11 protein-coding genes are annotated in these 13,379 nt (G+C 37.4%); 7 read left to right on the top strand and 4 right to left on the bottom strand.

Features of this window, described 5'->3' with window-relative positions; genetic code table 11:
* Nucleotides 1-95: 95 nt before the first annotated feature.
* From J7649_RS14450 to J7649_RS14440, 3 genes are all read right to left on the bottom strand, one after another.
* Nucleotides 96-836, bottom strand: a complete 741-nt coding sequence (locus J7649_RS14450) for a hypothetical protein (RefSeq protein WP_043041423.1) — start codon at nucleotides 834-836, stop codon at nucleotides 96-98.
* Between the two features lie 34 nt (nucleotides 837-870).
* The gene (locus tag J7649_RS14445; protein ID WP_024160732.1) at nucleotides 871-1,410 is read right to left on the bottom strand and encodes a hypothetical protein; all 540 of its coding nucleotides are present in this window, start codon (nucleotides 1,408-1,410) and stop codon (nucleotides 871-873) included.
* Nucleotides 1,411-1,490: 80 nt separating this feature from the next.
* The gene (locus J7649_RS14440; protein WP_043041424.1) at nucleotides 1,491-1,913 is read right to left on the bottom strand and encodes a hypothetical protein; all 423 of its coding nucleotides are present in this window, start codon (nucleotides 1,911-1,913) and stop codon (nucleotides 1,491-1,493) included.
* 59 nt (nucleotides 1,914-1,972) lie between these two features.
* On the opposite strand from J7649_RS14440, the gene J7649_RS14435 reads away from it, so the two are divergent.
* The 6 genes from J7649_RS14435 to J7649_RS14410 all read left to right on the top strand — a co-directional run bounded on the left by J7649_RS14435 (nucleotide 1,973) and on the right by J7649_RS14410 (nucleotide 9,458).
* Nucleotides 1,973-2,779 (top strand): hypothetical protein, encoded by an 807-nt coding sequence (locus J7649_RS14435; RefSeq protein ID WP_024160730.1) that lies wholly within the window; start codon nucleotides 1,973-1,975, stop codon nucleotides 2,777-2,779.
* Nucleotide 2,780: 1 nt separating this feature from the next.
* The gene (locus J7649_RS14430; RefSeq protein WP_043041425.1) at nucleotides 2,781-3,635 is read left to right on the top strand and encodes a transglycosylase SLT domain-containing protein; all 855 of its coding nucleotides are present in this window, start codon (nucleotides 2,781-2,783) and stop codon (nucleotides 3,633-3,635) included.
* Between the two features lie 85 nt (nucleotides 3,636-3,720).
* Nucleotides 3,721-4,227 carry a thermonuclease family protein gene (locus J7649_RS14425; RefSeq protein WP_005006141.1) on the top strand — a complete coding sequence of 169 codons (507 nt, stop codon included), beginning with the start codon at nucleotides 3,721-3,723 and terminating at the stop codon, nucleotides 4,225-4,227.
* A gap of 5 nt (nucleotides 4,228-4,232) precedes the next feature.
* Nucleotides 4,233-4,541 carry a hypothetical protein gene (locus tag J7649_RS14420; protein ID WP_042892466.1) on the top strand — a complete coding sequence of 103 codons (309 nt, stop codon included), beginning with the start codon at nucleotides 4,233-4,235 and terminating at the stop codon, nucleotides 4,539-4,541.
* A 233-nt stretch (nucleotides 4,542-4,774) separates the two neighbouring features.
* Entirely contained in the window at nucleotides 4,775-6,625 is a 1,851-nt protein-coding gene (locus J7649_RS14415; RefSeq protein WP_079395593.1) for a site-specific DNA-methyltransferase, read from the top strand.
* Complete coding sequence (locus J7649_RS14410) at nucleotides 6,618-9,458, top strand: DEAD/DEAH box helicase family protein (protein ID WP_042892468.1); 2,841 nt, start codon at nucleotides 6,618-6,620, stop codon at nucleotides 9,456-9,458. The genes J7649_RS14415 and J7649_RS14410 overlap by 8 nt, the downstream gene beginning before the upstream one ends.
* 62 nt (nucleotides 9,459-9,520) lie before the next feature.
* Here the strand turns inward: J7649_RS14410 and J7649_RS14405 are convergent, their stop codons facing one another.
* Nucleotides 9,521-12,364: a primase/helicase family protein gene (locus tag J7649_RS14405; RefSeq protein WP_042892470.1), complete on the bottom strand. Its 2,844-nt coding sequence runs from the start codon at nucleotides 12,362-12,364 to the stop codon at nucleotides 9,521-9,523.
* Between the two features lie 296 nt (nucleotides 12,365-12,660).
* On the opposite strand from J7649_RS14405, the gene J7649_RS14400 reads away from it, so the two are divergent.
* The gene (locus tag J7649_RS14400) at nucleotides 12,661-13,323 is read left to right on the top strand and encodes a head GIN domain-containing protein (RefSeq protein ID WP_151834998.1); all 663 of its coding nucleotides are present in this window, start codon (nucleotides 12,661-12,663) and stop codon (nucleotides 13,321-13,323) included.
* Nucleotides 13,324-13,379 lie beyond the last annotated feature (56 nt).

Here is a 13,379-nt window from a genome sequence, read left to right as displayed (position 1 = left end):
ATTAAAAGTATTATATTTTAAAAAAGGGTTTTAGTGATAGTTTATTTTATGTTTAACGTAAAAAAAAGCCACTTTTAAGAGAGTGGCTTTTAGGTTTAAGGGTGATAGTTATTATTTATAAAATATTCTTTTTTAATTCTCTTAATCTCCATGCCTTTGTCTAAAAGCAATTTAAACTCATTAAAATCATCACGCATAAGCTTATGAACCTTTAATGATTTTTGACTCTTAGCTTTGATAGCACTGTTGTATTGTACTGCAGCAACCAGATCGTAATGCTTATTAAGATCCAAACCATAAAGTGATGTTAATTTTTCAGAAATATAATCAAATATAACGGTCAAACAGATGACCTTATTGTTAGTGTTAGTCAGTATCTCTTCTGGAAATTCATTATTTCCCGAAGCTGCACTGGCTAAACGTGCCCATTCTGTCATGGGTAGGGAACCATCTTCACCAATCACGTTGATTAAGTTGTTTAAAAAGATAAAGCGGTGATTAAAAAACTTCACTTTGCTTTTTTGCAAAATTCTAAATGTATAAACGTTTGCCCAATACACAACATAGTTTTTAATCTTTAGACCATTGATTGAGTCTTGCGTTAATAAATCTTCATTGGTGATGCCATGATATTGAGTTGCTTCTTCAGTGACTTGTTTTTTTGGCTTCCAGTAGCTCTCTTCAGCATTATAAAGATACTGAACCTGTTCTATTGATGATGTGCGGCACTTTTTAATACGCGTCAAAATAGACGACTTAATAATGTCAGGCACATCAACTGGATTCTTGACTTTGGCGGTAAATTCCAGTGTGAGGAAACATAATGGTGCTGGCATAGCTTGGCCTTTCTAATATCCCTTAATTTATAACTTAAAACGTTCTATTTTCTGAATTGATATTCGCGAAATAAGGAACTAATTGCTTTTCTCGGTCATGAATGTATGCAGTTGATGACATATCCAATACCGCACCTGGTACATAAGTTAGGTTTAGATTGATATTTTCACCGTTACCATCGATCAAGACGCCATTAAACCGCGCTTTGTCTGGATCTCCTTTTACAAATAGCTGTTGGCCAACATAACCGGACAAGCTATTGATATAGAGGTTTTTCATTTTTTCCGAAGATTGCAAAGCATTTATATAGAGAAGATCCATAATTTTTTCTTCTCCATTTTGATTTCTAATTTTTACTGTTTTTGGACCAACAACATCCACAATTGTAGCAATCCATAAGTCATGATGTTCAACTTCCCAACCATTGTAGCGACTTTCAATCCAATCGGGGCTTAAGAGTCTTGGCTTAAAGGGGTAGGAGTAGATTTTGAATATTAAGATCGAAACCACAATTATGATTGGTAAGCCAAAACATATTTTTATTTTATGTTTCTTAAAAGCACTGTTAAACATAACCGTATATACCAAAAAATTTAAAATCATTTTAACTTAAAATAATAAGTTTGTATTGGTTAAAACCATTGATATATCAATTATTCATCACTGTTATAGGTATAACCATCATCACTACTGCGATCTTTACCTACTAATAATTCTTCAATACGCTTAGCTTCAGCTATTGTTCTGAGTGCATTTTCCTTTTTTTCTTGTCGTTCTGTATTTTCACGAATCGCTTCAAGAATCTCAGGAGATAAGGCCTTTTCAGGTTGTTGTTCTTGGGCTTCAGGCTCGGAAGCACTTGCTTCTTCAGCCTTTATAGGTTGGTCTTTTTTCTTAGGATCTACCAAGTCATAAAACACAAGTTCTTTTGATTCACTCGTTGCGGATTCGTCTAAAAACTTCTTTTCTTGACCTTTTAATGGATCTTGTTCATTTGGAGTATTAGAGTTATTACAGGCACTTAAAAGGGTGGAAATTAAAATAAGCGTTGCGAAGTTAAAAAGGGTTTTAGACACGTTGAAAATCCTTTAATATAATAACGTATTCTACATAATAAAAGTCCGTAGGTAAAAGTATGTCTTCAGATAAAAATAGTTCTGATAGTGCTACACAAAAGGTAAATATTACCAATGAGGTTTTAGATGAAGCTGCCATTAAACAGGCAATTGAAGCTAATCAACCCCGTAAATCAGGTATTTTAAAGCGAGTCTTTTTTGATTTCGGGCGTAAAAGCCACTGGAGTTCAGCTAGAAAAGGGTTTTTACCGCATTTATCTAATATTAGATCAATGCTGTCGCCAACATGCCCCGAATGCGGTAAATCGATTTTAATGCATGACAACAGGATTCCACGTTCTTATAAAGGCAACGTGAATTGGGTATGTGCACACCCTTTATGTGAATATGAAATTGTCGCACCTAACAATTTTAAACAACTGAAAAAACTCATTGCTAATACTCACTACCCAAGAGGGCAAGAACGTTTAGCTTCAATGAGTAATGATGAAATAGACAAGCTTATTAAAAACCATCAGTTTTCTTCTTATTTGTATTTAGCATTATCTATGTTTACAGGCTTGTACGTAGTTTATATGTTCTTTAAAGCGCTATATCCAATGCTTGTTGTACCAGGTGTATTATTGGTGTTTTATCTATACATGGTTAGCATCAATTCAGCTTATCGTGCGTGGCAAGTCCGTACTGGTCTTTTATTCTTACCGAATTCGCCATTCTTGGCATGGTTCCGCTATGCGCCAAAAAAATATAGCTTATCGTGGTATGACGGCAAAAACCCATTGCCAGTTGAAACACTGAATAAGTTAGCTGACCGTAAACAGCACCTAATCGACAATTTCAACAACAACGATAAAGGTGCTGATTAATATGCTGTTAAAACCAACGCTATTTGCGACTCTATTAGGATCAAGCGTTGCTTATGCTCAATTGCCTCAAAGTTCTAAGGCTCTAGGTGCATATGCAAACCATGTCAATTCTAATGGATCAAGTACACCATATCGACCATTTCAGGTCATGACCAACACTCAGCAAGAAACGGCGCCAGCAAAGCCAAGAGGCTTTACGAGTCGTTACCTGGGCGTGAAGTACACACCGAAAAAAACTGAAGAAACTCCGACTAGCACTGAGCGCACGGCAGTTGCACAAAATAGACCACAACCTAGTGGCCAGCAAGCACCAGCACCACAACAACAACCCGTTCGCCAGAATATCCGTCCTGTTACTTATACCTATCCAACTACGCAATACAATCAAGCGAGTGTATCTTACGATCAAACCGTACCGGGTAGAGTCGCTACTTTGAGTTGTGTTATTCATGCTGCGCGGTCAGAAGGTGTTCCGCTGTATGTTTTATTGGGTATACATAGCAAAGAGCGTGGTACCAATGGACAAACAGTGCAAAACAAAAACCTTTCATTGGATATGGGGCAATTCCAAATCAATACCATACACTTTAAACGTGGCGGTATGTTTGAAAGTTATAATAGCCATTATGTGCGTACTGATGGATGTCTGAATGCGCGACTTGCAGCCAAGATCTTGCGAAATCGATTAGCCACAAAACCGTCAACCGATTTTTGGGTTAGAGCAGCTGCTTACCATTCATGGACGCCATCTTTTAATGCGATATATCGCAATGGCACGGCGAAACAACCTGGTTTAGTTGCGTATGCACTTCAATGGAAAAACTGGCTTGAGAGAAAGGGGATAAATCCTAACTAATCAGCTAAATATATTTTTTAAGAAAAAAATTGCAGTTATGTAATGCGATATAATTTACCTATTCTTTACCCACTAAGGATTCAAAATGAACCTTAATACAACTTTAAAAAGTTTAGCTTTAACCTTATCCATGTCTGTTGTTGCTACTGCAGCTCAAGCCGATTTTGTTGGCAAAGTTGTACGTATTTCTGACGGCGACACTATCACCGTTTTAAACAACAACAATGAGCAGATCCGTGTTCGCTTCAACCAGATTGATGCACCAGAAAAGAGTCAAGCTTTTGGTCAGAAATCGCGTCAGAACATCAGTTTCTTGCATGAAACGATTGTGTATGTGCAAGAAAATAGTAAGGACCGCTACGGTCGTACTCTTGGTACCATTTTTCAGATGCGTACAAACCAAGTGCCTAACTTAAACATCGTGAATAGTGTTAACTATAAGCAAGTTAAAGATGGCTATGCTTGGGCTTATCGTGAATATCTTAAAGATAAAATTATTTTGAGTGCTGAAAGCAACGCACGTTCTCAACGCCTTGGTTTATGGGCTGATCCAAACCCTGTTTATCCAAGCCAGTACCGTCACAATAAGTAATATTGATGAACGGTGAATTAAATACCGCTAAAGCCGTAGCGGTATTAAATAAATATGTACTGCAACAACAATGTGGTAATCGTATGGAACTGCAGTTTTTCAGTGAAGAACTGCAAGCTCAGATTGAAGCTCTCAGCTTGGCTTTTGTACGAAATGAGTTGGTTACTCAGTTGGCAAATTTGGGAAAATGTCTTTGTGATGAAAAGTTGGTGAATTGTTCAACCAACGCAAATTACTCAGAAGTGGCTTTAGATTTCCTTGAAATGCACTTAGAGTCGCTGGAAGGGCGACAGTTCAAAGAAGGTTTTATATGACATCTATTGTCATATCTACGGAATCCAATTAATCACCAGATCAGATAAAAGCCCCATTTACAACATTGGGGCTTTTTCATATCTATTTTTTATAGGTTATGAATCAACTAGCTAAAAAAAGAACATCCTTATGTTGCTTTCATGCTTATTAGTAATACACTTATTTGTGAAAATTTTGGCATTTCACAACAAATAGTTTCACATTTTTGGCAAAGCATAGAGTAGGGAAAGACATGGCGGAAAATTCACTCAAAAAAGGTCAGTACACACGCTTTAGTAATAAAATTGGACTCTACAGTGCGAATCAAGAAAATGTAGGTTTTATTAAAAATAACAGTAATGTAGTGATTAATTTCCCATTTAAAGATGCTGTGCTGGTTGGGGGCATGTCTCGCGAAGATGTTAAAACAACAGAAAAGTTTTTACATCAAGAAGTCGATTCAAAAGATATTGATACATTATTTGAGCCAAAAGTACTTACCAATCCTGAATATTACAGCGCAACCAATGAGACAGAATTTGAATTTTTTGACGAAAATGGTGAGCTAAAAGAGAACTTGCTAATTAAGGGGAATAACCTATTGGCACTGTACTCTTTAAGAGAGAAATTAGCTAATAAAGTCAAACTCTTATACCTGGACCCACCATACAATACTGAGAACGATGGATTCAAATATAACGACACATTTACACATTCTTCTTGGTTATTATTTATTAAAAATCGCTTGGAAGTCGTAAAGGATTTGCTCAAAGAAGATGGCCTGGTTTTCATTCAATGTGATGACAATGAACAAGCATATCTAAAAGTTTTAGCAGATGAAGTCTTTGGACGTGAAAACTACTTAAACCAAGTTTCAGTAAAAATGAAACAAACGTCTGGTGCTTCTGGTGGTGGCGAAGACAAGCGCCTGAAGAAAAATATCGAATATATTTTGATTTACACCAAAAATATGAATAGTGAGAATGGTTTTAAAAAGTTCAACGATTTCTATGACGAAGTAGAATTGTTTGAATATCTAGAAACCATGAAGCAGCTTAAAAAGAGCTGGAAGTATACGCGTATCTTAAAAAGCGTTGGTACCAAAGAGCACATTAAGACATTAACAGATGGTTCAGGTGAGCCGATTGAGGTTTATACGCATAAAGGTGTGGTTCTAGAGCCGATCAAAAAGGTGATGGAAGAAGAAAACCTGACTGAAGTTGAATGCTATCTGAAGTACTTTGATAAGATTATGCGCGACACGAATGCTCAAAGCTCAATTAGAACACGCGTGATGGAAGGTGTAACCGGGGATCATGAGCTATTAAGCATTGAATATGTGCCTAGATCTGGAAAAAACAAAAATAAGGTAACGACTGTCTATTACAAGGGTGCCAAGTGCGATCAAATTGCTTGGTTGAGTGATATTGCGGTCAAAAGAGGGAAATATATCTTCAAGCTTGAAAAAGCTGGCACCTTTTGGGATGGCTTTCCGCTGAACAATTTAACAAAAGAGGGTGGTGTATTGTTCCCGAATGGGAAAAAGCCAGAACTGCTTTTACAGCGTATTATTGAGATCGCCACGGATGAAGGAGATCTTGTGCTCGACTTTTTCTCAGGTTCGGGTACTACGGCTGCTGTGGCGCATAAATTGGGTCGCAAATGGATTGCGATTGAGCAGATGGACTATATTGATGAAATCACCAAAACACGCTTAAAACGCGTAATAAACGGTGAGGACGGCGGTATCTCTAAACTTGTAAATTGGAATGGTGGCGGTTCATTTGTTTATTTTGAACTGAAGCGCTATAACCAGGCCTATCAAGATGGAATCTTGGCTGCAACAAGTAAAGGTGAGCTGGACAGTATTTACAATGAAATGGCTCAGAATGCCTTTTTAAAGTTTTGGTTTGATAAAAAAGACTTTGAGCGTGAGGAATCATTTAGGGCTTTATCACTAGACGATCGTAAAGTGCTTTTATTGCAACTTTTGGATGAAAACCAGCTATATCTAAACCATGCAGATATGTTGGATTCAAAATTCAAAGTCACTCAGGAAGAGATTGCGCTCACTGATAAGTTTTATGGTGCATCTAATGTCTAGATTAAGCCCAACATTGGTAAAAGATACCTTAAAAGACTTCCTATATTATCGTATTGAAAACGACAGTGAATACATTGAGTGGGCTAAAAACTTCACCATCCCTCGCTATATCACTGATAACTTGTCGCGTACTTTAAGGGGTTATCAAGAAGAAGCTGTAAAGCATTTTATCTGGATCTATGATCAAGATCCGACTAAAGCCAAACACTTACTTTTTAATATGGCGACTGGAACGGGTAAAACGCTCACTATGGCTGCCGTTATTCTCTTTTTATATGAGAAAGGCTACCGCAATTTCATATTTATGGTCCATCAATTGCAGATTATTGAACAGGCCTATATGAACTTTATTGATCCGCAATTTGAAAAGTATCTTTTCAATAAGAACGGAGTGAAAATCAATGGACGTTCTATTCCTGTTAAAGAAATCAAACTCTTTCCAGATTCACAAGGCAACGCTATTAACTTTATGTTTTTAAGTACGGCGTTCCTCTACAACAAACTTGTGAATGAGGTAGAAAATGGTTTGTCTGCAGAAGATTTCTTGAATAATAAAATTGTTCTGATTGCAGATGAAGCGCATCGACTTAACGTGAATACACGTAAGAAGATAAAAGAAGATGATGAAGCGATTACCAATTGGGAAACTTCGGTCAATACAGCAATCAAGGCACGGCCAGATAATCTTTTGCTGGAGTTTACTGCTACTGTTGACTTGGGCAATAGTGCCATCCATAGGAAGTATCAGGACAAATTAGTCTATAAATACGATTTCTTGAGATTCAATAAGGAAGGTTACAGTAAAGCGGTTTGCTTCCTTTACAACACTGAAACTCAGATCGCCGATCAAAAACGCTTATTGGTGATTAATGCCGTTGTATTGAGTGAATACAGACGTTTATTCGCTGAGCGTGATATGCAAGTCACGATCAACCCAATTATATTGGTGAAATCAACCAACATTAAACAAAGCAAGCTAGACCGTGAATTTTTCCATAAGGTGATTAATTCACTTAAGCCACAAGATTTAGATTATCTAAAAAAGCTAAGTGAAACCAATCAGACTAATTTGCAAGATGCTGAAGATAGCTTTCGTTTCTTGCGTCAAATGTTTGCTTGGATTGCCTCTCCGAAGTCTGGTCTATCCACGATCAGCGATAGAGATGGTTTAAAATCATTTATTTCTGAAATTAAAATTCGTTTTTCTTCAGATAACACGTTTGTTTACAACTCAACGGATAAAACCAATTCAACTTTGTTGCCGATTTTAGATGATCCTAAAAACTATAATCGGGTGATATTTTCAGTTGATGCACTCACTGAAGGTTGGGATGTTTTAAGTCTCTATGACATCATTCACTTTGATATTTCTGCAGCGAAAAAAGTATCGCTGCAAGATATTCAGTTGATTGGCCGTGGTGCTCGTTTATGCCCATATAAACTGCATAAATCATATCGTTTGAATAATGAAAACCTTGGCTTGTTTGATAAAGAACATGGCTATGAGTTTGACCAGTACAAACGTAAGTTTGACAATGCGATTGATGAATACGGGCGTGTACTTGAAACGTTCATGTACCACTTTGTTAAGACTGGCACGTTTTACGACAACTTAAAGTTAGAGCTTCTAGGTGAAGGGATTATTAATAAATCCACTGAAAAGCGCACAATCACGCTTAAATCTGACTTTATGAACAGTGAGACATATAAGAAAGGTTTTGTCTTAGTCAATCAGCAAGAATTTAGAAATAAAACGACTGATTCTGAGATTGATACGACTTTTAAGCGTGAAATCAAAGCCAGTGCATATCAATTGCATGCTGGTAGCTTGACCGACAAGCAACAGAATCAGATCCAAGCTGAAGTTAACCATAAAACCATCGATCTGACTGAAGAATACTTTAGCCGACCGGTCTTGAAAAAGGCGCTCGTTGCGACTGAAGGGAACTTTTTTAGATTTAACAATCTAAGAGAGCATATCGTTGGGTTAGATAGTATGGATGAATTAATCGATAACTACCTACCGCTTTATCAGATCCGCTATTCATATACTGAAGATAAGGATATTCACGATCTGACCATTGATGAAAAATATCAGCTACTTTTGGGCATAATTTTACCTGAGGTACGTAAGGCTATTGATCGTCATATGCCACGTATCACGGGTAGTAAAAGCTTTAAACCTAAATCGCTGTCTACTGTTTTTCAGCAAGAGAAAAACATTTACTTGGTTTCTTTCCCTGTTGAAAATCCTGATACGGGTGAAATCACTGTCAATGCTCCAGACGAACGTGCGATCGCACAATCGTTGCATCCAAATGAACAACTGAAGTTTAATGTTGAAGGTGCCGATTGGTATGCTTATAGTGAAAACTACGGTACGAGTGAAGAGAAGCTATTCGTAAAATTCATTTCGACTCAAATTGATGCCCTTAAACGTCAATATAAAGATGCTGAAATTTACTTAATACGTAATGAGCTAGACTACTGGTTATTTAGTCCTGTTGATGGCCGTAGATTCAGTCCAGACTATATGTTGATCGTAAATGATACGGTGAACCAAGAGATGTACTATCAATGCTTGATTGAGCCTAAAGGCGGTCATTTGTTGGTGAATGACGAGTGGAAGGAAGAAGTGCTGATCAGCTTGAGTGACGAAAGTTCTGTAATTTTTGATCCAGATGAAGAGGATGACGAAGGTTATAAGAGCTTCTTAAAAGAGGTGGAGAGTATGGGCTATAAAGAGATTAAGTGTTTAGGCTTTAAGTTCTTTAATAGCGATCCTCGTGGTGAAACTGATTTTGCACTGGATTTTAGGGCAACATTGCCATAATAATCTTGAAAACATAGACTCTAAAAGAAGCCCCGATATTCGGGGCTTTTTCATATCTGATTTTACATATCGAACGACTGTCCACGTTCGTTAGTTTTGTTTAAATTCTGCGGTTCTATACCATACAGCTTTAGACCATCACCTAGAACGAGATCATCTACACGCTTTTCAAAACGAGTAAAGAAATCGTTCAGTCTTTGGAAGACTGGTGGTTCATCTAACAGTTTGGCCATGTTGTTTAATGTTTTACTTAGACCGTTCACAAGATTGAACTTTTGTTGACGGTCCAAAGACAAGCTGTTCGATGTATCTAAAAGGGTGGTGAGGCTTTCTTGAACCTTTTGATAGTTTTGATCATTGGTCACATTACTGACAATCAAATGCACTACTTTGTTTTTGATCTTCAATGTATCCAGATTCAATTGATCAAATGCAATGGTCCTATCAGTAAGATTTTCTCTAAATGTTTTGAGATTCTGCCACTCTGGATGTGCAGCCTCTAAATCAGATAAAACTTTCATGATTGACGCACGGTATTCGCTATCAGACGCACTAATCACAAAAAGTTCAGGATACGACCGCTTCTTAGAAACTTCTTCCTGAGCTTTATTGAGCTTATCTTCAGCGACAGCAATTGAACCCTCAACATCGGCATTACTAATACCAGCTTCATGAATTAACTTTCTAGCTTTATACATTTCTGCTGAATGAAGCCAAAAAGCGGTAAAGATAGCTGACTTAGCGTAGCTTTGATGATCGATACCTTGCTGAAGGTTTTGTTCGGGAATGGTCGAACGATCCACACTCTGCAATTTAACTGTATCTTTGTTGATGTCCTTGGATACATCAATATGTACTTTGGTATTTTGCATGCTATCCATACTTGGGTTTGTGCTAGTGGTTGGTTCTTTGGCACCCATTTTCTCGAATTCAATATCACCGGCTTTAATCTTTTGATGGCCATCTGCAGTAGCGACAACTTTCAAAACATCATTTTGAACTTTGGTGACATCAATTTCAGAAAGGATCTCCATGTAAGACTTAATGCCCTCAAGAGTCATGACGGGCGAAGATACGGGTGCCGTAGCGGTTGGAGTTGATTTATCATCAAATGCTTTATCAAATGACGGCGGTTGGTACTTTGGTTTTGCATAGGATTTCGTGCTACCTGTACCAGCTGGTCCATCATAGTTAGCTTTTGATAGATCTTGTTTACGCTTTTCAATATTTGCGTTGTAATTTTCAATATTTGCTTGGTTTTTAGCTCGTATGTTCTGCAATTCCAGATATTTTTCATCTGATTGTGCAATCACAATGCCGTAATTCGGTTGGTATTCTTTATTAGGGAACTTGGCTGCATAAGCTTCGCGTTGACGGTTGTAGCGGTTAATTGCATACGCAACTTCAGGGATCTTGTTGTCTATACGTTTGACGGCGTTATTTAGTTCTTTTGCCAACTCTGTAGCTAAACGTTCAACACCTAAATATTGACGAGCATCATCCCAATCAGAAACAGATAATTTATTTTGGAAAACTGGGGGTAGGGTGATACGTGTTTTTTCATGTTTGCTCACATCACCTAACACACCACTTAATGAAAAGTTGTGACAAGCTTCTTGTAAGCCAGGATTCAAACCAGACTCAAGCGTTTGGCCAGCATCGTTATCATAACCAACAAATATATTGGCTTTAGGATTGATGCTGCGGATAAGCTCAGCAACACTTGAGATATTGGATTTACTGTATGACGCTAAAACTTGTGTGTTTTCTGCAGTAAAACCCTCACCCAATAAACCAAGCTCTAATCCGGCATCCAACGCCTTACGTGCGCTGATCGCTGTTGCCCAACCCTCCTTGATCAAATAGTTCTTTGCATTCGGGTTAAAGACTTCATAGCCAACATCAGGATTTTTGCTAACAGGCAAGAATGCATCTTTCGTTTTGGCTTTATCAAAAAAGTACTTGCCCTTATGCAGTACTTCTTCAAGCTTGTTGGTTTCCTTGTTGCGCTTTTTTTGGCGATGGTGGGTGATACGCTGTAAATTGACGACTTTGTTATTAGTGTCAATTAACGGTGCAAGAATGACAGCTCTGCTTTTACGTAAATCAAAGCCTTTTTTCTTTTCGCCCTCAATCTCAGGTTCAAAGTTGATGAAATGCTTTTGATACGCTAATACATTCTCTACTGTTTCAACGAGAAGCTGTTGATTGGTAGCTGATTCAGGAAGTTCACGCTTTACTGCTTCAATGGCTTCATCACGGGTAAAGTTATCTTTACGCATGATTTTAGCGCCGTATGGCTCTAGGTTCTTTTCAACCATATACGGCATTTGTCGAATGTCGCGTTTAAAGGTCTGAATGCTTCCAGTTTTATTATTAAAAAATGAATCGTCAATAACTTTACCAGCACGTTGCCACTCAATACGGATAGCGATTTGTGCAGCTAAGAGCTCTTTTTCTTGTTGAAGTAGATGCTTCTTTTGAGCTTCTTCAAACTCACGTACACGGCGATCAACATCTTCTTTACTTGGTGGTTTGTAGTTAGGGTTTGAATCTCGTTGAGGCTTGATTACGTTCTTATAGTGGTCAGCAAAAGCAATTGAGATTTCAATGTCAGTTACACCAAAGCGGTGTCCTTTGAGCACTGGCCAGTATTCACCAGTATCACGGTTCATGTTTGGATAGATCCAATACATCCCTCGTGGTTTGACATTATTGCTACTTGATTTACTAGGGTTATCTGATTCGGTGAGGCAAGGCACTTTTTCATCAAATACGGTCACGAATTGATATTTACCAGATGACTTGAATACGAATCCGTAGTTTCGCTCCAGTTCTTCTTGGAAAAACTGAAACATCGTATTTAAATCACAATTATGTCGGGCGTTCGGTACTTTCTCAGCCATAACAATTCCAATTTCTAATATATATTCAGGTGCAATGTGCTACCCAGGTTGCATAGGACTATTAATCATATGCTTAAGAAAATTTATACTTTTAGTATATACCGATTCTAAAAACATTTCTGTTTAATCTTTAATATAAGCTATGTCTAATAAAGGTTTAAAGAAAAATTAAAAGTTTTAATTTATTATTTTAATAAAAAGGTCTAAGCCCTCAATGTTATAATTTACAGACAATAAATAGGTTATGAATGACCACTTATTTAGGGTTAAATTACTTTTATTAATTTGAGGTTTATATGTCAAAACAGTTTTTTTCGGGTTCTGTTGTAATCAATGGCAACGCCAATGTATACAGTTCAGGTTCAAACAAACAAATCGTTGGAAGTGGAAAACCAGTGACTAAGCAAGTACCTGTAAGCCCATTTAACGAAATCTGTATGAATGGTCCAATGAGTCTGAAGTTTTTTGCTTCAAGTGATTCTAAAATGGAAATTACTGCAGACGATAATATTGTGGATCTTATTAGTGCTACTTTTCAGGGTGGTGTATTGGTTTTAGCTATTCAGGACAATGTGAGTTTTAGTACTCGTTCACCGTTAGAAGTATCGATCACTTACCCAACTTTAAAAGCTATTGATTTAAAAGGTTCAGGCAATATCCAGATCTTAAATCTAAATGAAGATAAATTTACCGCAAGTATTAGTGGATCTGGAAATATGGATTTAGACGGTACCATTGAACACTGTGTCTTATCTTTGAAAGGATCAGGCAATTTTGATGCGTTACCACTGAAAAGCACCAATTTAGAAGTGGCGCTATCTGGTTCAGGCAATATCTTTTGTACAGCTATCAATTCAGCTCAAGTACAGCTTTCAGGCTCAGGCAACGTTAAAGTTTATGGAAACCCAATCCATAAGACACAAAACCGAACTGGCTCAGGACAAATTAGTTTTAAATAGGTCGATAAACCTAGTTCAATGAAAGTTTAGAGAAAAATAAACCCCAAAAGTTTGCT

It is taken from the genome of Acinetobacter lwoffii (assembly GCF_019343495.1).
Taxonomy (GTDB): domain Bacteria; phylum Pseudomonadota; class Gammaproteobacteria; order Pseudomonadales; family Moraxellaceae; genus Acinetobacter; species Acinetobacter lwoffii_P.
Note: the sequence above shows the minus strand (reverse complement) of the source record. Positions and strands in the feature narration are given on the sequence as shown.

Excerpts from the sequence above, each read along its gene's own strand:
- J7649_RS14450 (WP_043041423.1), bottom strand. The coding sequence starts at position 836 with ATGCCAGCACCATTATGTTTCCTCACACTGGAATTTACCGCCAAAGTC.
- J7649_RS14420 (WP_042892466.1), top strand. The coding sequence starts at position 4,233 with ATGAACGGTGAATTAAATACCGCTAAAGCCGTAGCGGTATTAAATAAA.
- J7649_RS14430 (WP_043041425.1), top strand. The coding sequence starts at position 2,781 with ATGCTGTTAAAACCAACGCTATTTGCGACTCTATTAGGATCAAGCGTT.
- J7649_RS14425 (WP_005006141.1), top strand. The coding sequence starts at position 3,721 with ATGAACCTTAATACAACTTTAAAAAGTTTAGCTTTAACCTTATCCATG.
- J7649_RS14435 (WP_024160730.1), top strand. The coding sequence starts at position 1,973 with ATGTCTTCAGATAAAAATAGTTCTGATAGTGCTACACAAAAGGTAAAT.
- J7649_RS14445 (WP_024160732.1), bottom strand. The coding sequence starts at position 1,410 with ATGTTTAACAGTGCTTTTAAGAAACATAAAATAAAAATATGTTTTGGC.
- J7649_RS14400 (WP_151834998.1), top strand. The coding sequence starts at position 12,661 with ATGTCAAAACAGTTTTTTTCGGGTTCTGTTGTAATCAATGGCAACGCC.
- J7649_RS14410 (WP_042892468.1), top strand. The coding sequence starts at position 6,618 with ATGTCTAGATTAAGCCCAACATTGGTAAAAGATACCTTAAAAGACTTC.
- J7649_RS14415 (WP_079395593.1), top strand. The coding sequence starts at position 4,775 with ATGGCGGAAAATTCACTCAAAAAAGGTCAGTACACACGCTTTAGTAAT.
- J7649_RS14405 (WP_042892470.1), bottom strand. The coding sequence starts at position 12,364 with ATGGCTGAGAAAGTACCGAACGCCCGACATAATTGTGATTTAAATACG.